General features: G+C 61.6%; 15 protein-coding genes. 6 read left to right on the top strand and 9 right to left on the bottom strand.

Translation table 11 applies throughout. The annotated features are described in order from the left end of the window. Positions 1-124: 124 nt before the first annotated feature. Positions 125-2,155, bottom strand: a complete 2,031-nt coding sequence (locus PQG80_RS09465; RefSeq protein WP_271751048.1) for a Na+/H+ antiporter — start codon at positions 2,153-2,155, stop codon at positions 125-127. A 200-nt stretch (positions 2,156-2,355) separates the two neighbouring features. Here PQG80_RS09465 and PQG80_RS09460 point away from each other — a divergent pair, with 200 nt between their 5' ends. The 6 genes from PQG80_RS09460 (at position 2,356) to PQG80_RS09435 (ending at position 8,401) form a co-directional block, all read left to right on the top strand. Continuing rightward, complete coding sequence (locus tag PQG80_RS09460) at positions 2,356-3,771, top strand: phytase (RefSeq protein WP_432432738.1); 1,416 nt, start codon at positions 2,356-2,358, stop codon at positions 3,769-3,771. Positions 3,772-4,108: 337 nt separating this feature from the next. Further along, positions 4,109-4,789 carry a Crp/Fnr family transcriptional regulator gene (locus PQG80_RS09455; protein ID WP_271751047.1) on the top strand — a complete coding sequence of 227 codons (681 nt, stop codon included), beginning with the start codon at positions 4,109-4,111 and terminating at the stop codon, positions 4,787-4,789. A gap of 29 nt (positions 4,790-4,818) precedes the next feature. Further along, a complete protein-coding gene (locus PQG80_RS09450; RefSeq protein ID WP_271751046.1) occupies positions 4,819-5,658 on the top strand; it encodes an ABC transporter ATP-binding protein in 840 nt (279 codons plus the stop codon). Then, positions 5,591-6,355: an ABC transporter permease gene (locus PQG80_RS09445; protein WP_271751045.1), complete on the top strand. Its 765-nt coding sequence runs from the start codon at positions 5,591-5,593 to the stop codon at positions 6,353-6,355. Before PQG80_RS09450 ends, PQG80_RS09445 begins: the two co-directional genes overlap by 68 nt. Before the next feature lie 44 nt (positions 6,356-6,399). Next, on the top strand, positions 6,400-7,446 hold the full coding sequence (locus PQG80_RS09440) for an ABC transporter substrate-binding protein (RefSeq protein ID WP_271751044.1): 1,047 nt from the start codon (positions 6,400-6,402) through the stop codon (positions 7,444-7,446). Positions 7,447-7,471: 25 nt separating this feature from the next. Next, complete coding sequence (locus PQG80_RS09435; protein WP_271751043.1) at positions 7,472-8,401, top strand: MBL fold metallo-hydrolase; 930 nt, start codon at positions 7,472-7,474, stop codon at positions 8,399-8,401. Here the strand turns inward: PQG80_RS09435 and PQG80_RS09430 are convergent. From PQG80_RS09430 to PQG80_RS09395, 8 genes are all read right to left on the bottom strand, one after another. Next, complete coding sequence (locus PQG80_RS09430) at positions 8,347-9,165, bottom strand: cytochrome c oxidase assembly protein (RefSeq protein WP_271751042.1); 819 nt, start codon at positions 9,163-9,165, stop codon at positions 8,347-8,349. The genes PQG80_RS09435 and PQG80_RS09430 overlap by 55 nt on opposite strands. After that, positions 9,162-9,635, bottom strand: a complete 474-nt coding sequence (locus tag PQG80_RS09425) for a DUF2243 domain-containing protein (protein WP_271751041.1) — start codon at positions 9,633-9,635, stop codon at positions 9,162-9,164. Before PQG80_RS09425 ends, PQG80_RS09430 begins: the two co-directional genes overlap by 4 nt. A gap of 152 nt (positions 9,636-9,787) precedes the next feature. Next, positions 9,788-10,675: a carbohydrate ABC transporter permease gene (locus PQG80_RS09420; protein ID WP_271751040.1), complete on the bottom strand. Its 888-nt coding sequence runs from the start codon at positions 10,673-10,675 to the stop codon at positions 9,788-9,790. Between the two features lie 83 nt (positions 10,676-10,758). Further along, positions 10,759-11,658 carry an ABC transporter permease gene (locus PQG80_RS09415; protein WP_271751039.1) on the bottom strand — a complete coding sequence of 300 codons (900 nt, stop codon included), beginning with the start codon at positions 11,656-11,658 and terminating at the stop codon, positions 10,759-10,761. 75 nt (positions 11,659-11,733) lie between these two features. After that, complete coding sequence (locus PQG80_RS09410; protein WP_271751038.1) at positions 11,734-13,485, bottom strand: extracellular solute-binding protein; 1,752 nt, start codon at positions 13,483-13,485, stop codon at positions 11,734-11,736. A gap of 113 nt (positions 13,486-13,598) precedes the next feature. After that, the gene (locus PQG80_RS09405; RefSeq protein WP_271751037.1) at positions 13,599-15,242 is read right to left on the bottom strand and encodes a helix-turn-helix domain-containing protein; all 1,644 of its coding nucleotides are present in this window, start codon (positions 15,240-15,242) and stop codon (positions 13,599-13,601) included. Continuing rightward, positions 15,214-17,010, bottom strand: a complete 1,797-nt coding sequence (locus tag PQG80_RS09400; protein ID WP_271751036.1) for a sensor histidine kinase — start codon at positions 17,008-17,010, stop codon at positions 15,214-15,216. Before PQG80_RS09400 ends, PQG80_RS09405 begins: the two co-directional genes overlap by 29 nt. A gap of 194 nt (positions 17,011-17,204) precedes the next feature. Next, positions 17,205-19,964: a fibronectin type III domain-containing protein gene (locus tag PQG80_RS09395; RefSeq protein WP_271751035.1), complete on the bottom strand. Its 2,760-nt coding sequence runs from the start codon at positions 19,962-19,964 to the stop codon at positions 17,205-17,207. Between the last annotated feature and the right edge of the window lie 16 nt (positions 19,965-19,980).

Here is a 19,980-nt window from a genome sequence, read left to right as displayed (position 1 = left end):
TTGGCAATGGGGGGCGGTAGTATCCACGGGTAGTAGAAAAGTAGTAGTGAGCATAAAAGGCAGCTGCTTCATCAGACGCCCGGAGGCGTTCGCGCGCGGAGTCGCCTGCACGGCTGCGCCGTTCTCAGTCCAGGACCTCGCTCAACAGCGTCGCTTCGCGCGTCCGAATCGTCCGGCGCAGTTTGTTCGCGACGTCGCGCGTGATTTCATTGCGCTCGAACAGCGATTGCACTTCATCCCGCTCCGCCTGAATGGCGATCCACTGCAGGTCGCGCCGTACTTCTTCATCGCCCTCCGGAGGCTTGCCGAACGAGTAAGGAGCCGTCAGTCTGGACAGCAAGTGTTCGTATTGACCGATTACGGCTGCCCTGGCGTCGCATATGCGCTCCGAACGGAGGGAGGACAGCGCCGCTTCGCAGGTTTGCACTTTTACGCCGCGGATCGCTTCCCGATCCGACGCCGATAAGTCGCGCATCGCCTTGAAGCGGGACTCCTGCTTGGTCAATAACGCTTTGAGCTCCTGCAGCCAGAATTTCGCCAGCAGCTTGAACAGGTTTGTGCGCGCGGACAAGACCATCGACATCTGCTCCAGATTGCTTTGGAACAGGGAAGCTTGCGTCTCGGTGATGCGGTCTTCCCGCAGCAGCATGTTCACCGTGCGCCGCTCCTCGTCGATCGCCCTGAGCCGCATTTCCCGCTCTTCCAAGTCGTTCTTGCCGAGCTGCATTCGACGCATGTCGACCTTCGGGTCTCTGCGCCAGCGTTCGTATTCGGCGATGACGGACGCCGACTCGACCTCGTTGTCCTCGGTCGTCGCGGAGTGGACCGCGCGTATGGCCGCGCCCATGAGTAGCCGTTCTCCTTTGCGCTCGGCGGCCGCGCGCTCCGCCGCTTTGTCCTCGGCGGGCTGCTGCGCGAACAGCGGCAAGAGCGCGCTCGCGGAGACGAGCGAGAGCAAGATGACCACCGCCGACAGAAAGATGACAAGGCTTCGTTCAGGGAACGGCGCCCCGTTGTCGAGCAGCAGCGGGATCGAGAAGGCGCCGGCGAGCGTCACCGCTCCGCGCACGCCCGACAGGGCGGTCATCGCGAGCATCTTGAACTTGATCCTGACGTTGGGCTCCGTCTTCTTGCCGATCCAGCGGCCGCCCCGAGAGAAGGCGTAGGCCCATATAAAGCGCAGGACGAGGAGCATGAGGAAGATGAGGACCGCATAAGCGATCACCTCTCCGTTGTTCAGCGTGGGCTCCTTGAACACGTCGCCGAACACGCTCGGCAGCTGCAGTCCGAGAATGACGAAAACGAGCCCGTTCAGAATGAAGACGATGACGGACCAGGTATTGTCGGACAGCTCATTGGACAACGGCTTGATGCTCGAGATCCGGTCGCGTTCGATCGCGTGCACGACGCCGCCGGCGACCGCGGCCAAGATACCGGATACGCCGAGCTGCTCTGCGATGATGTAAAGCGCGAACGGCGTCAAGAGGTGAACGAGCATGTGCATCGTCTCATCCTCGAGACCCGACCTGCGCAGCCATACCCGGATGCCGGAGACGAGCAGCGCCGTGACCGCGCCGACCGCGATGCCTCCAAGCGCGATGAAGACGAAGCTGACGCTTGCTTGCGCCAGCGAGAAGCTGCCGGTGAGCGCGGCGGCGATCGCGAATTTGAATGCGACGAGGCCTGAAGCGTCGTTCATAAGCGCCTCGCCCTCGAGCAGATGCGTGAGGCTGTTCGGCAGCCGGATCCGGCCAGCCAGGCTGCCGACTGCGACGGCATCCGTCGGCGACAGGATGGCCGCGAGGCCGAACGCGACGGGCAGCGGAATAGACGGGATCATCCAGTGGATGGCGTAGCCGATCAGGAATACGGTCGCGAAGACCAAACCGACGGCAAGCAGGAGAATCGGGACGCGCAGCTTCCATAGCTCGGTCCTCGACGCGTGCTTGCCGTCGTTATACAGCAGCGGGGCGATGAACAGCACGAAGAACAGCTCCGGCTCGAGATGCATATGCAGGCCGGACGGAACGGCGGCGACGAGCATGCCGAGCGCGATCTGCATAAGCGGCACGGGGACGAGCGGGAAATGGCCGCTCAAGACGTTGGATACGCCGACCAGCGCGAGCAGAATTAAGATCGTAAAAAATAATTCCATGGTACGTCTCCTTTTGAATGCGAGTGTTCGTCGGACCGAAGCGCGCTCCTCACCTGCCATATCTAAACAATAAAATATGAATTCTTCATTAACAATCCTCTTTTATTTAAGCTGAATCATTTTACACAAGGCGCGTCTCTATTTAATCCCGCTCTTACCTCCATTTTATATATTGAAGCCAATCAACGATGGAGAGGAACATGATCCGTATGATTACCTGGAAAACGACACTGGCTGCGCTGCTCATCGCCGGCGCGGTACTCCCGGCCGCATCGTCCGCTCGCGCAGCATCCGCTTCGGCGCTGCAAGGATATGAGCCGCTGCGCACGCAGATGGAGCAGATCGGCGCTTCGATCACCTGGGACAGCGACGATAAATCCGCTTTGGTCAAGCTGAAGAACGGACTCGCGGGCACCTTCACGACAGGCGAGAAGGCGTACCGTCTGGCAGGCAAGGCGGGCGAGCTGACGGACGAGGTCAAGATCGTCGGCGGCAAGATGTACATCCCCTCCAAGCTCCTGCAGGACATCCTCGCGGAGAATGCCAAGTTCGCCGATCCGGCGGATGCCATCCTCCCTTATTCGGTTACCGCCCGGGCGGAGACGGCCGCCGTGGAGGACGGCGAGGATGCGGCCGACGACCCGGCGATCTGGCTCGATCCGAATAATGCCGCCCAGTCGAAGATCATCGCAACCAACAAGGGCGGCGGCGTCCTCGTCTACGATCTGAACGGCAAAGAGCTCCAGAACTACAAGGTCGGCAAAATGAATAACATCGACGTGCGTTATGGCTTCACGCTCGGCGGCAACAAAGTCGATATCGTCGGCGCGACCAACCGCTCCACGAACACGGTCGACATCTTCGCGATCGACGGAGCGACCGGCGGGCTCGCCGACATCGTGGCGGAGCCGATCAAGTCCAAGATGGGGGAAGTGTACGGATTCAGCCTGTATCACAGCCTGCGGACGGACAAGTTCTATGCGCTGGTGCTGGGCAAGGACGGCGAGTTCGAGCAGTATGAGCTGACCGATAACGGAAAAGGGAAAATCGCAGGCAAGCTGGTGCGCGAATTCAAGCTCGCTACGCAATCCGAAGGCTTGGTGGCGGATGACGAATACGGCCTGATGTATATTGCGGAAGAGGACTACGCGGTCTATAAATACGATGCCGAGCCGGATGGGGGGGCGAATCCGCTGTCCACGGTGGACGTAGCGGACGGCCGCCGGCTGCAGGACGATATCGAGGGGCTGACGATCTACTACGGCGCGGACGGCCGCGGCTACTTGATCGCATCCAGCCAAGGCAGCGACAGCTATGCGGTCTATGACCGCGAAGGCGACAATGCCTACATCGCCAGCTTCAAGATCGCGGACGGCCCGTCGATCGACGGAACCTCGGTCACGGATGGCATCGACGTGCTGGGATTCGGGCTGGGCGAACAATACCCCTACGGCGCGTTCATCGCCCAGGACGACGCCAATATGAACGGCGGCAAAGAGCTCAACCAGAACTTCAAGATGGTCGCCTGGGAACAGATCGCGCGCGGAGCGAAGACGCCGCTCCTGCTGGACAACCAGGTTGACCCGCGGAAGCTCCAGAACCGCAGCGACAAATAATAAAACGCTGCCTACGCAATGAATTCGGCTTGACGTCCAACTCGCCGCTGGAAACAGACGGTATTCTCGTCGGTAATGAAGTGAAGATCGAGCTTCATATCGCGGCCGTTAAAGTAGATTAATGTTCTATCCTTCACATTGGTTGTCTCCAAGGCCCTGTCGGCCTTGGGGGCAGCCTTATTTTTGTCCTCGCGGCCGCCTCCCGCAAATAAACCAAGATTTAGCCCGATATTTTGTCGGGTAGCCGACTGTTTTTGCCTGAAACGTTGATCTATAATCATAAATACCGATAAGCAAACTAAGGATTGATCTACGGCCAGAGAGGGGCACATCGACGATGCACCAAGAGGGCATGTCCCCCTATTCAGAAGGGGCCGTACCGGATAACGGCGAAGCCGAGCAGCTCGCGTTAGCGAAGCTCTTCGAGGCGTTCGGTGCGGCCCGCGACTTGAAGAAGAACGCCTTCGTTTTCAGGAGCGAGGAAGAGAGCCAGGAGATCTACTTCGTCCAGGACGGACTGGTGAAGATCTCGCAGTTCGCGCAGGAGGGCCAGAGCATCACCTTGTTCCTGCGCCACAAGGGCGAGGTGTTCGGCGCCGCCGAGGTACTGACGGGGCAGAAGCGGCAGCGCTATGCGCGATGCATCGCGGACAGCCGCATTCTCTCGATACCGGCCTCCTCGTTCACCGACCTGCTCAAGAGGCATCCGGATGCCCTCTACGCACTGACGGTGGCCAACGCCCGGCGTCTGCTGCAGACGCAGCGGTACGTGGAGACGCTCATCTCGCGGCCGGTGGCCTGGAGGTTGGCTCAACTATTGCTGCAGCTCGGCGTTCGCGCGGGGCGGGAGACGGTCGTCACGCTCCCGATCAGCCATGAGGAGATCTCCTATGTCATCGGCTGCAGCAGGCAGACGGTGACGGAGACCCTGGGCCGCTGGCGGGACGAAGGCATCGTTCGCTATGAGAAGAAGACGGTGGTTATTCTCGATACCGACGCGTTCCAGCAGCGCGTCTAACGATAGGGAAAGCATGGGGGTGTCGGAGCATGATCCGGTTAGAAGGAGTCGGCAAGACGTTCGCGCAGCGGGGCGGACCGGGCTACACCGCGTTGGATGACATCGCCTTCGAGATCGGGAAGGGCGAGTTCGTCTCCATCCTCGGTCCTTCCGGCTGCGGCAAGTCCACGCTGCTTAACCTGGTGGCGGGGCTGGAGCGGGCGGATCGGGGACGCGTCGAAGCGAACGGCAAGGAAGTCACGGCCCCCGGGCCCGACCGGATCGTCGTGTTCCAGGATCATGCCCTGTATCCTTGGCTAACGGTGCTGGAGAACGTCGCATTCGGCCTCAAGCAGAAGGGGATCAAGAAAAAGGAGCGCCGCGAACGGGCCATGGAGCAGATCCGGGCCGTCCATCTGGGCAAATTCGCGGACCGCTATCCCCACGAGCTGTCGGGCGGGATGAAGCAGCGGGTGGCGATCGCGCGGGCGCTCGTCATGGACCCGGAGATTCTGCTCATGGATGAGCCGTTCGCCGCGCTGGACGAGCAGACGAGGCTGCTGCTGCACAAGGAACTGGAGCAGATCTGGCTCGGCACGCGGAAGACCATCCTGTTCATCACGCACAACATCCGGGAGGCGGTCACCCTGTCGGAGCGGGTGCTCGTCATGTCCACCCGGCCGGGACGGATCAAGAAGGAGTTCCGCGTACAGGCGGCCCGGCCGCGGGAGCCTGGGGATTCGGTGCTGCACTATATCGAGAGTCAGATCATGGATACGTTGGCCGCCGAGCTGGAGAAGGTGGCGAAGGAGGAATACGGCGATGACTACACTTTGGAGAAAAGCCCTCTTTCTCCTTCTGCTGCTCATAATCTGGGAGACGGCATATAGAACGATGCATTGGGGCTGGCGCTTCCCTTCGGCGCTGCAGACGCTGCAGACGTTCTACGACGGGATGGCGAACGGGCAGCTGCTAGGCGCGACGCTGGGCAGCTTGCGGCGCATCCTCGTCGCGTTCGCCCTCTCGTGCGCCATCGGCATGACGCTCGGCGTCCTCTTTGCCCGCAGCCGGCTGCTCGACGAGACGTTCGGTTTTGTCGTCGTGGCGCTGCAGACGGTGCCGAGCATCGCCTGGCTGCCATTCGCCATCATCTGGTTCGGGCTGAACGACTTCGCCGTCGTATTTATCACGACGATCGGGGCGACGTGGACGATGACGATCGCGAGCCGGAGCGGGATCAAGAACATTCCGCCGATCTATCTGAAGTCGGCGCAGATGTTCGGGACAGGCCGCGGCTTCCGGCTCTTCTACCAAGTGATGGTCCCCGCCGCCATCCCGCAACTCATCACGGGCATGCGCATGGCCTGGGCATTCGCCTGGCGGGCGCTCGTCTCCGGCGAGCTCATCGCGCGCGGCGTCGGGCTGGGGCAGTTGCTGGAGGAGGGGCGCAGCCTCGGCGACACCTCGCTCATGCTCTGCATCGTGCTCGTGATCGCGATCCTCGGCACGATCTCCGACCACCTCGTCTTCAAGCGCATTGAGGACCGGATCTTGATCCAGTACGGTCTGAATACGGCCAAAACGTAAGCATTAAACAGGAAAAAAGCGAATTAGGAAAAGGGGAAAAATCGATGTTCAAAAAAGCGGCTTATTCGAGTCTTGTAATGATCATGATGCTGGCGCTGCTGTCCGCATGCGGCTCCTCCGGCTCCGGTAGCGGCGATGGCTCCAAGTCGGCCGACCCGATCACGGTGAAGATCGGCCTGCTCAAGAACGTAACCCATGCGCCGGCCTTCGTCGCGATCAAGAAGGGCTATCTGCAGGACCGACTCGGCCCGAATGTGAAGATCGAAGTACAGGGCTTCAACAACGGCTCCGACTTCTCGACCGCGATGGCGACCGGCGAGATCGACATCGGCTACGTCGGGCCCAGCCCGGTCATCAACCAATACGTCAGGAGCAAGAACATCAAGATTCTGTCCGGCGCGAACAACGGCGGCGCCGTGCTCGTGGCGAGGAAGGGTGCAGGCGTGACGGGCGTCAAGGACCTGCAGGGCAAGCTGGTCGCCATCCCGACCAAGGGGAGCACCAACGAGATCTCTCTTCGCCTGCTGCTACAGGAGCAGGGCCTCCAGGTGACGACGGACAAGAGCGGGGTGCAGCTCATCGCGATGGCGCCGGCGGATACGCTGACGGCCATGAAGCAAGGCCAGGTCGACGCGGCGCTGCTGCCGGAGCCGTGGGGGACGCAGATCGCGAACGAAGGCATCGGCGAGATCGCCGTCGACTGGGATCAGGTTCCGCCCAACAAGGGGAATTATCCGCTCACGATCATCGTCTCCGGCGACGGCTTCCTGAAGGATCATCGGGATCTGGCCAAGTCCGTGCTGCTCGCCAACGAGGACGCCATCCAGTTCATCAAGGATAGCCCGGACGACACGTACGCGCTCGTCAGCGACGAGTTGAAGGAGCTGACGGGCAAGGGCCTCGACGCCGAGTTGGTCAAGGCCGCGCTGTCGCATCTCAGCCTGACGACGACGATCGACCAAGACGCCCTGCAGGTCATGGCCCAGGTCGCGGTCGATGCAGGCTACATCAAGGACGTCGGAGATGGCGGCTTGGATCTGACCGGTCTGTACGATCTGTCGCTGCTCAAGGAGACGCAGGAAGGCAAATAAACCGAAGAGGAGAGGGATGACAGCGATGACTACGATGCATATCCAGCCCCAAGAGAATCTGCGGCCAGACTACCACCCCGATCTCACCGTCGTGCTGCTCGGCACGGGTTCTCCCCGCGCCTTCTATGGGCGGGCGAAGCCCGGCGCCGTGGTGCTCGCGGGAGACAAGGCGTTCCTCGTCGATTGCGGGGGCGCGGCGGTGGATCAACTGATCCGAGCGGGCATCATGCCGCAGCGGATATCCGATGTCCTGTTCACCCATCACCACTACGATCACAACGGCGGATTCTTCGACGTGTTCATCACGAGCTGGCGCACGCATATTACCGCGGAGCGGGTCTTCGAAGGCCGCTCGGTGCCCATGCAAGTATACGGACCGGAGACGACGAAGGCGATCATCGGCAAAATGCGGGAGTCCTTCGAGTTCGACGTCAAGCTCAGGATCAGCTACAACCTGTCGGATGAAGCGGGCTCGCGGATCGAGTATACGGAGTGCAACGAAGGCGTCGTCTACGACCGGGACGGCATCCGGATCACCGCCTTCGAAGTCGATCATCGCCCGGTCTATCCGGCGATCGCTTATAAGTTCGAGTACAACGGCAAGACGGCCGTGATCTCGGGCGATACGATCCCGGTGGCCAGTATGGAGCGGCACGCGGCCGGTGTGGATCTGCTCGTCCACGAAGCGTACAACAAGCCGTGGCTGGACGCCCTGATCGCGCAGAATCCGCAGCACGAGAAGGCGCTGTCGAACCCCGCGAAGTATCATACGACGACGCTGGAGGCGGCGGGCATCGCGCAGCGGGCGGGTGTCAAGCATCTCGTGCTCACGCATCACATACCGCCGCCGGCGGCGAATCCGGAGGCGGAAGAGGCGTACATCGAGGGGATGGCCGATATTTACGACGGTCCGATCTCGGTGGGCCGGGACTTGATGGTCTTTGAATTAAAGTAGCGGGCCGCTTTATACCACTGCCAACAAAGTATAAAGATCAGCACCGCGTCGATCGCGTCGCCTCCGTAATACATGAGCATGCTGCCGGCCTCGGCCTGCGCTTGAGGCACGCCGGGGGGCGGCTCGGCATACAGGTACTTGGACAGAATCCCGTGGCCGGCGAGCGCGATCACGAACACGGTCGCGCGATAGACGAAGCTATATCGGTGAGGGGCCGGATCGATATAGATCATGGATAACGTAAATAAATATCCCGACAGCAAGACATGGAAGTGCACCAGCAGATGCAAGAACATGTTCTGCTGCATCGCCGCGTATAGATCGGTCGTATAGAGAAGCCACAGCCCTCCGATGTTGAGGAGGGACGCGACGATTGGGTGACTGGGGATGCGTACCGGCCAGCTTTTCAGCGCACGCGCGAGCCGACGGGCCGTAGGCGCCCGAAGTATTCGCAATGCGAGCGTCGTAGGCGCGGCAAGTATGAGCAGGAGCGGAGCAAGCATGCCTAGCAGCAGATGACCGGCCATATGCGCCGCAAAATCGCTAGGCGCGCGATCCGCCAAGGGCCCGGTCAGGGCCGCAGCAGCGCAAAGAACGCCGCTTGCCCATAAGACGCAGCGATGCAACGGCCACGGACGGAGGTGCTTGCGACGGTTGGAGGCGATGGCGGCGCCTATATACATACCTATCGCGGCCACGCTTAATAGGACAAGCAACCCTTCCCAAGGAATCGCTTGACCGTAATCCATATGATCATGGTTCATGGGGTGCCGGCTTTCTTGACCCGCGAAGGAACTCGTGCGCGCACGACAAGGGCGAGACCGATAACGATCATCAGAGCAGCCGCGACGTTCCATATCAGATCGTAGATAAATACATGTTCAACATACCGGATTTGGTGAAGCCGCATGGCTTTGTGCTGGATAGTCCCGTCGTATAACTGGAAACCGCCCGATCCGATCAGCACGTTTCCCCACCACCTCATCGGCCATAGCGCATGCCGCCGGCGAAGATCGGCCCGCATAAACAAGCCCCCGACTGTCGCGAACCAGCTAAAGGCATGGAAAAGACCGTCCGAAACCAGCCCGACCTCCGTGGTGGACTTGTCGTAGAAATGGTGCCAATGCAGGATCTGATGAAATACGGCTTCATCTATAAAAGCGGCTATGGCGATGCCAACCAACAAACCTGACCACGCATTGCGGCCAGCGTAAGAGAATCGAGCTGAATCCATAAATCATACCCCGTAAGTATTCGGATTTGATCGTTACAGTGCTTCTCTTTAAAGTGTATCCAGAACGAATAGAAGAGAAACAGCTCACCATGATCGGTGCGATCTTATGCCAAAATGAAAAAAGACCCTTCGAAAAGGGTCTTGAAAAGGGTCTACTCCTTGACGCTTCCCATCACGATGCCGGTCATAAAAAACCGCTGCAGGAACGGGTACACCGCGAGGATCGGCAGCGCGCCGAGGAAGATCTGAGCCGCCTTCACCGTCCGGTCCGACAGGTCGCGCAGCACCTGCATGTCCTGCGACAGGTTCAGGCTGTTCAGGTCGCGATTGACGATGACGGTCTGCAGATAGCTCGACAGCGGATAATGCTGCGGCGAATTCATGTAGATCAGGCCGTCGAACCAAGCGTTCCAGTGCCCGACGATGGTGAACAGCGAGATCGTCGCCAGCGCGGGAGCCGACAGCGGCACGTACAGCTTCCATAGTATTTTCCAATGGCCGGCACCGTCCATATGCGCCGCTTCCGACAGCTCCTTGGGCAGCGACCGGAAGAAGTTGAGCAGCAGGATGACGTTGAATACCGGCAGCGCGCCGGGCAGGATGAGCGCCCATATCGAATCGAGCATGTGCAGCTCCTTGATGAGAATGTACGAAGGAATGAGGCCGCCGCTGAACAGCATGGTGAACACGAACACCCATACATAGACGCTGCGGTAGCGGAACTGGCCCCGTTCCTTGGCGAGCGGGTAAGCCGTCAGGACCGTCAGCGCCAGGTTCAGCAGCCCGCCGAGCGCGACGCGCTCGAGCGAGATGCCCATGGAACGCAGAAACTCGGGCTTCTCGATGACGAACCGGTAGGGACTGAGCGTGAACCCGATCGGCCACAGCTTGACCTCTCCCGCCGTGGCATATTGGCTCCCGCTCAGCGAGACGGCCAGGACGTTGAGCAGAGGCAGCAGGCAGACGATCGCGATCAAGGCGAGCGCCGCATAGATGAGGAAGCTGGCGATTCTGCCGGATCCCGTACGAGATACGACCATGCGGGGCATCCCCCTTTCGCTTGAGTATCGGTCTAGAGGGTCGGTAAGTCTAGAGGGTCGGTAAGTCTTGACGATCGATAAGGTCAGAAGATGCGATAGTTGGCAAAGCGATACGCGAGCCCGTAGGACGAGGCGATCAGCAGCAGCGAGACCGCGGACTTGAACAGCCCGACCGCCGTCGCGACGCCGAACTGGAAGTCGACGAGGCCGAGCCGGTATACGTACGTATCGAGGATATCGCCGGTGGAATAGACGACGGGGCCGTACAGGTTGAACACCTGGTCGAAGCCCGCGTTCAGGATATTGCCCAGGCTGAGCGTCGACATCAGCACGACGACCGGCAGGATGCCGGGCAGCGTGATGCGCAGCGTCTGCTGCCAGCGGCTCGCGCCGTCCATGACGGCCGCTTCGTACAGCGCCGGATTGATCCCGGTCAGGGCCGCGAGATAGACGATCGTGCCGAAGCCGAATTCTTTCCACACGTCGGTCCCGACGAGGACGAACGGGAACCAGCGCTCGTTCCCGAGGAAGTTCACTCTAGGAATGCCGACGGAGGCCAGCGCGTCGTTCAGCAGGCCGCTCGTCGGAGACAGGACGTCCAGCAGGATGCCGGACAGGATGACCCAGGACAGAAAGTGGGGCAGATAGACGACCGTCTGGACGATCCGCTTGAACGACCTGAGGCGCACTTCATTAAGCAGGAGCGACATCGCGATCGGAGCGATCAGGCCGGCGACCATCTTCATGACCGCGATCAGGATCGTATTGCGGATAACGCCCGCCGTATTCGGCAAGGAGAAGACGTAGCGGAAGTTGTCCATCCCGATCCAGTCCGAGCCGAACAATCCCTTGGTCACGGAAAATTTCTGAAAGGCCATCGCGATGCCCACCATCGGTCCATAGCTGAATACGAGCACGAACAGCAGCCCCGGCAGCAGCATCAGGTGAAGCGGCAGCTCCCGGACTCTCTGCGGGATGCGCATGATGTTCCCTCCTTCGCGTCGAATGGAAGAAGGAGAGCGGCAACAGTCCGCTCCCCTCCCGCATGACGATGCCGATTAATGGGTGGCTTGCGCCCAGGCGTTGACTTCTTGCGTGATCTGATCGCCGCCCTGCGATTTCCAATCCGCCACGAACCGGTCGAAGTCGTCCAGCGGCGCCGCGCCCATGATGATCTTCGTGAATACCGTCGCTTCGAGATCCTTCAGGGTGCTGCCGCGCTCGACCATCGTGGCTGTGGGAGAGCCGTAGAATTCATTGAACACGTAGTTGTTCATGTCGCTCTTGTATTGGGCCATCGCTTCGAACGCGGATTGTCGGCCGAACGTCTTGTCGACCCACCACATGCTCATCTCGCCGCTCTTGTAGCTTAGGAGGTTGTCGTAGTAACCCTTGGCCGTCGGGTTCAGTCCGCTCGGATCGCCGTTCTTGATCGCTTCTGTCACGGCTGCGTAATCGTTCTGGTTCGTATCGGAGTATGAGCCGATAATGGCCGCATAAGGGAACGTATTAACCTGCTCTTCGCCCTGAGTCACGATGTGATAGTTCTCGTCTCTCGTCGCGCCGTAGTTCTTCTCCATGAAGAAGTTAAGCAGCTTGATGACCGCCTCGGGCGTCTTGAGCTTGCTGTTCACGACGATGTAGCGCGACGGGCGGTACCCGATCGACTGGACCTTGGCCGCGCTGCCGTCCGCCGACACGAGCGGGTAGATCGCCCAGTCCGCCTTCGGATTCAGCTTCTTCATGTCCTGCAGCGGCCAGTTGGCGTTCCAGAATTGACCGAAGTGCATGCCGACCTTGCCGCTCGTCTCGAACTCGGCCGCCTTGGTGCCGTCCATCGTCGCCCATTCCGGACTGATCGCCTTCTGCTTGAACAGCTCCTGCAGCTTGCCGAGCGCCGTCTTCACCTCGGGCTGAATGTCGGCGAACTGGAGACTGCCGTCCGCGCCCTTGATCCAGAACGTCGACGTTCCCTGCGAGTTGGTCGGGTTGTAGGCATACGCCCCGTAGCCGTTCAGGAACCCCGTGATGCCGGCGTATCCGTCCCAGATGTTCTTGTTCATATTAAGGCCGTACGTGTCGTTCTTGCCGTTGCCGTCCGGGTCCTTCGCGGCGAATTGAACGGCGATGTTCATGACGTCGTCCATCGTCTTGGGACCCTGCAGGCCCAGCTTGTCGAGCCAGTCCTTGCGGATCCAGATGAAGTCCGGATCGTCCAGCCCCCCGCCGTTGATCGGCAGCGCCATGAGCTTGCCCTTGTACATGGCGGTATCCAGCTTGCCTTCGCTCTTGTCGCCCCAGATCTTCTTGGTCAGCTCGGAGGCGTACCGATCGTAGGCCTCGGTCAGATCGGCGAGCGAGTCGCTCTCGGCGAGCGTCTGGAACTGCTTGGCGTCGACTTCGAAGAAGTCGGGGAGGTCGCCGGAGACGATCGAGACGTTCAGTTTCTGCGCGTACTGCGTGTCGTCGACCACCCATTTGTTCGTGACCTTGACGCCGAGCTCGTCCTGATAGCCCTTGGTGAAAATGTTATCGTCCAGCGTATCTCCGTTCAGGAACTTCATACCGCTGTTCGTATGGCGAATCGTCGTCAGCTCGATCCCGGGCTCGTATTTGCCGAGCGGATCCGCGTCCACGGGCGATGCCGGCGCCGAGGCGGATGCGGATGCCGGAGCCGGAGCCGATGCCGACGGCGAGGCCGAAGCGCTGGCGGCCCCCTCGTTCTTGGTATTGCCGTTCGAGCACCCCGCCATGACGAATGCCGCGACGAGCGTCGTCGCCAGGCTGATGCTGCCCCACTTTCTAACCATTCTATCGTCCCCTTCCGACCCGTTCATGGTCTACGCTCTTATTATTCATCCAAGGGGACGCCCCCGGCTATGCGAACGTCATTACCTTCGTTGACTTCTCATATCTAATTGCCTTATTGGGCCAGATCGCGGAATTGCTGCGGAGACAACCCCGTCAGCTTGCGGAAGAAGCGGGTGAAGTACGACGCCGACTCGAATCCGATCCGCTCTCCGACCTCGTGGATCTTGAGCGGGCTGCCGACGAGCAGCTCCTTCGCGCGGCCGAGCCTGCAGTCGGTGATATGCTCGCTCAGGCTGCGGCCGGTCTTCTGCTTGTACAGGCGAGAGAGATAGAACGGCGTCAAGTATACCTGCTCCGCGAGGCGGTGCAGGCTCAGGTCGCCGTGCAGATGGCGCTCGATGTAGCCGTGGAGCGTGAGCACGACCTCGTCCACGGACGCCTCCTCCGAGGCGGAGGGGTGCCGGAACAGATAGCCGGCCGCCTCGCGGAAGTACGCCATCGCGTCCGCCCACGAAGGGTGCTGCTGGATGGAGAACATGCGGCCGACGCCGTAATGCTCCGCGAAGCCGGCGAATCGTCCGCTCTTGTTGAGATAGGAGAAGAAGACGGCGGCGAGCGAATAATAGATCTCGAGCGCGCCTGCCGTCGCCTCGATGCCCTCCTGCGGCGCGTCGTGCCAGGCCGCGATCTCGTCGAAAAGCGCGAAGAAGCGCACCGCGTCCCCGCTCTCCAGATAAGGCTCGAGCAGCGAGAGCCGCTTGAGCGCCGCCCGGCCGTCCGGGGAAGGGCGGGCGGTCTCCCCGGCGCGCCGGTCCGTCAGCAGCATCTCCGGGCCGCTGCCCAGTCCCCGCATCATCATCGCCTTGAACCGGTCGAAGACGTCGGGCAGCTCCCGCCAGCTCCTCGCCGCCGTCCCGACCACGAACGAGCAGGGCAGACGCATGTACTGCCGGGCGCTGTTCTGCGCGGCCTCGAACAGATTCTGCAGCGCGATCCCCTGTTCTTCGCGCGACGTCGGCGGCACCGTTCCCTGGATCGGCTGCAGCAGCCACGCGCAGCGGTCCTTGGCGTAGGGTACCGCCTCCAGGTTGAAGCGGCTGCCGACGATCTCCTCCACGATGTTCTGCAGGGCGTAGAGGTAGAGCGCGCGATCCGTGTCCGACCTGGCGTCGTCCCGCCAGTCGTCCACGCGGGCCAGCGCCAGGTGAACCGGCGCCTCCGGCTCCAGCTTCACCTTCAGCGCGCGGAACCGGCTCCCGCGCCTGGGCTCCCCGGACGCATCTCCCTGGAGCGCCTCGAGCAGGCATTCCTTGCGGAGCAGCGGCAGAGCCTCGGCCAGCTTGCGCTCCGCGCCGGCGACCAGCTGCTCCCGCGAGAACCGGGCGTCGACCTCCCGTATCGCCCTGTCTACCGCCTGGACGATCGCCTCGTCGCCCTCCGTCTTCAGCACGTAATCGATCGCCCCCTGGCGTATCGACGTCTTCACGTAGTCGAAGTCGCTGTAGCCGGTCAAGAAGACGAACCGGCACAGCGGCCATCTCGCCTGCGCCTGCGCCTGCAGCGCCAGCCCGTTCATGCCCGGCATCTCGATATCCGCGAGGACGATGTCCATGAACAGCTCCTTCATGCAGTCGAGCGCCTCGAAGCCGTCGTAGGCGCTGTGAATCTCCCATTCTCCGTTCAGGCGCTGCGCGAACAGCTCGCACAGGCCGTCCACGATGATCGGCTCATCGTCCACGATCAACAGTCGCTTCATCCGGCGATTCCCCCTCTGCCGCTTTTTCGTAATCGATCGTCAGGTCGATGCGCAGTCCTCCGAGCGCGCTTCTCGACAGCCGGATGCCGCTCTCCTCGCCATAGCGCAGCCGCAGCCTGCGATGCACGTTGATGAGGCCGGTATGCTCGATGTCCCCGCCCGATTGCAGCAGCTGCTCGTTCACCTCGCCGAGCCTGGCGTCCGTCAACATCTCCCCGTTGTCCTCGACCGTCGCGGTCAGCCGGCGTCCGTCCCATGCGAACCGGATGTCGATCCGGCCGTCCCGCCGCTTGCCCTCCATGCCGTAGTGGTAGGCGTTCTCCAGGAGGGGTTGGAGCACCAGACGCGGCACGGGCAGCAGCCGGCACGCTTCGGGCAGCTCGTCGAACGCGACGGCGATCCGCTTGGCGAAGCGGATGTTCTGGATGTCCACGTACGTCCGGGAATGATTCACTTCGTCCTGCAGCGGTACCTCGGCGGCGGCGTTGCGGGTGATGTACTGGAAGTATTCGCCGAGATGATGGCTGAGCGCGGTGACCTTTTCGATGTCGTTCATCTTGGCCAGCCGGTACAGAATGAAGTACGTATTGTACAGAAAGTGCGGATTGATCTGCGATTGCAGCTGCTTGAGCTCCGACGTCTGCGCGCGCAGGCGCTGCTCGTAGACTTGGTGGATCAGCTTGCCCAGGCGGTCGGTCATCCGGTTGAAGTGGGTGAACAGGCTGTAGAACTCGTCTCTCCCTCTCGGCAGCGAGATCGGCGACAGCTGTCCCTCCTCCATTCGCCGGAACGAGCGGATCAGCAGGATGAGCGGACGGTGCAGCAGCCGGTACAGCCAGTAGGAGTAGACGATGATGATCAGGGTAGACAGCACGGAGAGCGCCCAGTAGATCCAGGCAAAGGACTTCTGATGCCCCAGCACGCTGTCGCTCGGGGTGTATACGGCCAGGTAAGCGCGGAAAAAGGTCGAGTATTCGTAAGCGAGCAGCATCTCCGGTCCGGAACCGCCCAGTCTGAGCGTCCGTACGCCTTGGCGGACATCTCCGTCGTACTGCCGTTTCAAGAACCGTCCGATATCTTCGCGGTCCTCGCCGCCCTGTCCGTTGCCCACGAGCCAGCCGTCGGACGGATGATACAGCAGCGCGCCGGACCGGTCGCCCTGGGTGAACTGCCGCAGCGCCGCCTGCAGCTTGGGGACGGACCATTCGACGGACACGATATAGGAGGGCGGACGGTTCGTCCGCGCGGGATCGGGATATTGCATCGCCAGGAACATGCGGTTGTTCCAGCTGATCATGTCGTTCTGCAGCGCGTCGCCCGACGGGCGCACCGCTTCGTAATCCGGGGCGATGCTGTCGGTGATCGGCTTGTTGCTCGAGATCGTCCGGCCCAGCGTCATCATGTGTACGCTTACATTTTGGATATACTCGCTGGAACCCCGGATGAGCTGCAGCTTATTCTCCACCCGGGACACGGTCTGCGTCCAGTCGAAGGGGGACAGGATGGGCGTGATGAAGGTCAGCCGCTGCAGATCGGCGTCGATGAGAATCTCCTGCTCCAGGTTCGTGATATGCGCCTTCTCCGACTCCAGCGAGCTGAGGTAGAAGTCGGTCTTGGCCTGCATCGACTGGTCGAGCTCCCGCCGGATGCTGTCCGCGCCCGTCTTGTTCGCGAGCAGGCCCACCGCGTAGAGCGGCGCCACCACGATCAGCAGCGCCAGCACCAGCTTCGGGAACAGCGTCAGCCGCGTCCATCCTTTTCGCAGCATGGGGTCCTCACCTCCGGCGTTCTCTTCATTATGACAAGATCCGGGCGCCCGCATCATGGGATTTTGATGACCTGCCTTGCCTTTTGATATCTTTTCTTCTTCTTTCTCCAAGGTAACACGCCGGGAAGGGCGAAGGAACGACCCCGTAAAAAAACGGCCCTCCGGGAGCGATATCCCGAAGAGCCGCCGCGAATTTACGAGATCGAATCGACCATGACGAAAAGCGGGCGTTCGCTGACATTGACGGAGACCGCGCCGCCTCCGATCGTCAGGGAGGAAGCGACGCCGTCCGTGTCGCCGCTCGCCATCGTGACCAGGCTGGCGGAGCCGGGCGAGCCCGCGAGCGCCAGCGAGTAGTTCGCGACCGTCGTGTTATTGTTCGTCGGCGACCAGACCACGTAGGCGCCTTGGTTGGTCGTCGCGCTCTTGAACTTATAGATCTTGACGTTCGCGTTGCCCGATGCCTGCTCGCCGATATAGCGCATGCCGCTCAAGCGGTTCTTGAGCGTATAGACGTAATACCAGGACGTCTTGGGCGTCCAGCCGGTCGCCGCGCTGCTGACGAGTCCGCTGGAGTCGTACTGCGTCGAGCTGTTCGCGTCCACGTCCCGCAGCATGTACATCGCCGCCTTGTCGACGCCTGCCGCGGCCGCCGCCAGATAGGCGCGCACGATCCAGTCGGCCTGCACCTCCGTCGCCGGCGTCGAGCCGATCGCCGGCGCGCGCTGGATCGACGAGGCATTGATGTCGTAGCCGAATTCGGAGATCCACACTTCCCGGCCCGGCAGGTAGCGATTGCGGTAGTCGACGAACGACTCGAGCGCCGCCTTCATGCCGCCGGCCTCGGGGCTGATGCCGACCGTGCCGGTCGTGTCGTACCGGTGCACGTTGATGACGTCGAACGGGAAGCTGCCGCCGCGATTGAAGTCGGACCAGAACTTCAGCGCCCGCACGTAGTCCAGATTAGGCGCCGCCAGTCCGCCCATGACCAGCTTGGCGTTCGGGTCGGCGTTCTTGATGCCGACCGTCGTGGAAATAGAGCCTTGGTGGCCGTCGTAGTCGGCGCTCGACATCGCCGCGTACTCGTACGGGGTGAAGTAGCCGGACCGTCCCTGCCACCACTTGTCTTGTTCGTTCCAATTTTCGAAGTAAGTCAGCGTGTTCAGGCCTGTGCTCCGCGGCTGGCCGGAGGCCAGCTTAAGCTTGCTGTCCGCCACGGCCGTGCTGCCGTACCGGGCCGCGTATTGATAGAGATGATCCGCATGCTCGGCATAGGCGGCGGGAGTCAGCGCGCTCTCCCCCGCGGAGACCGGCTTGTCGTTCTGGCCCGTCGTCAGCCAGCTGACGCTGCCTTGGATGGCGGGACTGACCTTGATGCCCGCCGCCTTCAGGCCGGCATAATAGGCGTCGAAGTTCCAGCCGCCTCCCGCGTAGCTGGGATTGAACTTGTTGGCATTGTTCGGGTACCCGGGGTAGCCGGTCTGGATCGTGCCGAAGTTGTATAGATCGCCCTCGTCCCAGTTCCAGTTGTGATATTCGCGCACGAAGCCCGCGACCTGCATCTTGCTGAGCGGATCGTCGATAAAGGCGTTGATGCCGATCAGCTGGTCCATGGTAGGCCGCGTGTGCGGCGTCGGGGACGGCGGCGTCGCCGGCGTGCCGAGCGCCGTTCCGTAGAGCACGATCTCGTTCAGGCTGAAGTTGGCGTTGGGCAGCACGACCTGCACGTACCGGGTCGTCGTCGAGACGGGATGCGCCTTCCAGACATTGAAGCCGGACATCGGATCGATGAACTGCTGGGTCCACGCGAACGGCGTGCCCGTGGAGACGGTCAGGTTGCCGGACCCGTTGGAATCGTAGAGATAGATATCCGTCAGCGCATAATTCGTGCCCAGGTCGATGACGGCGCTGGCCGGATAATAGATCGCGTTGGTCCCGATCTGCCAAGCGGTCGCCGGAGAACCGCCGGTACCGCCCTTGGGATTGCCGGCGAGCGTCTGCTCGTCGACGAGCAAGCCGGCATTGCCGACGACCGATTCGTTCAGGATCATCGCGGGCGTCAATGCGATCTTCGTGCCGCCTCCGCCGCCCGAAGCGGTCGTCGCGAGGCTCGGCACGTTGGACAGCGCCGACGTGTTGGCCGCCTCGTCCGTCGTCTTGATCGCGAAGTAGTAAGCGGTAGACGGAGATAGGCCCGTCACCGTGAACGACTGGCTCGATCCGGCCGCCAGAGGCGCAGGCTCGCCCGAAGCCTGCGAAGCGGCGGACCAGTTGGCGGACGTAATGGCCGAGGTGCTGTAGCGAATGTCGTAAGCGGTCGCCGTACCCGCGGTGCCGTCGTCGCCCGGGGCCGTCCAGCTCAAGGCGACGGACGATGCCGTGGCTCCGCCGGCCGCCAAGTTCGTCACGGCAGCCGGCGCCGTCGTATCGCCGCTTCCGCCCGATGAAGGAGAGCCGTACAGGACGATCTCCGACATGTTGGCGCTCTGGCTTGTCAGGGTGACGCGGACATATCTCGTCGTGACGCTGACGGCATGCCCGTTCCAGGCGTTATAGTTGGCCAGGGTGTCCGTGAACTGCGTGGTCCAGCTTCCCGGACTTCCGGTTTGCACGACCAGATTGCCGATGTCGTTCACGTCGCGCAGATAGATGTCCGTCAGATCGTAATTCTGACCGAGATCGATATAGGCGCTGGATGGATAATAGCTGCTTCCCCAGCCTGCGAACCAGGCCGAGGTCGGCGAGCCGCCCGTCCCGTTCTTCGGATCGCCGGCTGCCGACTGCTCGTCGACCAGCTTCGATGCATCTCCGTTGCCCGACTCGTTGACGACCATCGCGGCCGTCAGCGTCAGCTTGACGGAGCTCGCATGGGCTTGCGGCAGCTGCGCCAGCAGCAGGACCATTACGGCGGCCAGCAGGACGGACATTCCTTTCGTGAACCTTGCGCTCCTCATTCGTTACCTCTCCTCC

Source organism: Cohnella rhizoplanae (assembly GCF_948329515.1).
Classification (GTDB): domain Bacteria; phylum Bacillota; class Bacilli; order Paenibacillales; family Paenibacillaceae; genus Cohnella; species Cohnella rhizoplanae.
This window is presented reverse-complemented; position numbering and strand designations above follow the sequence as displayed.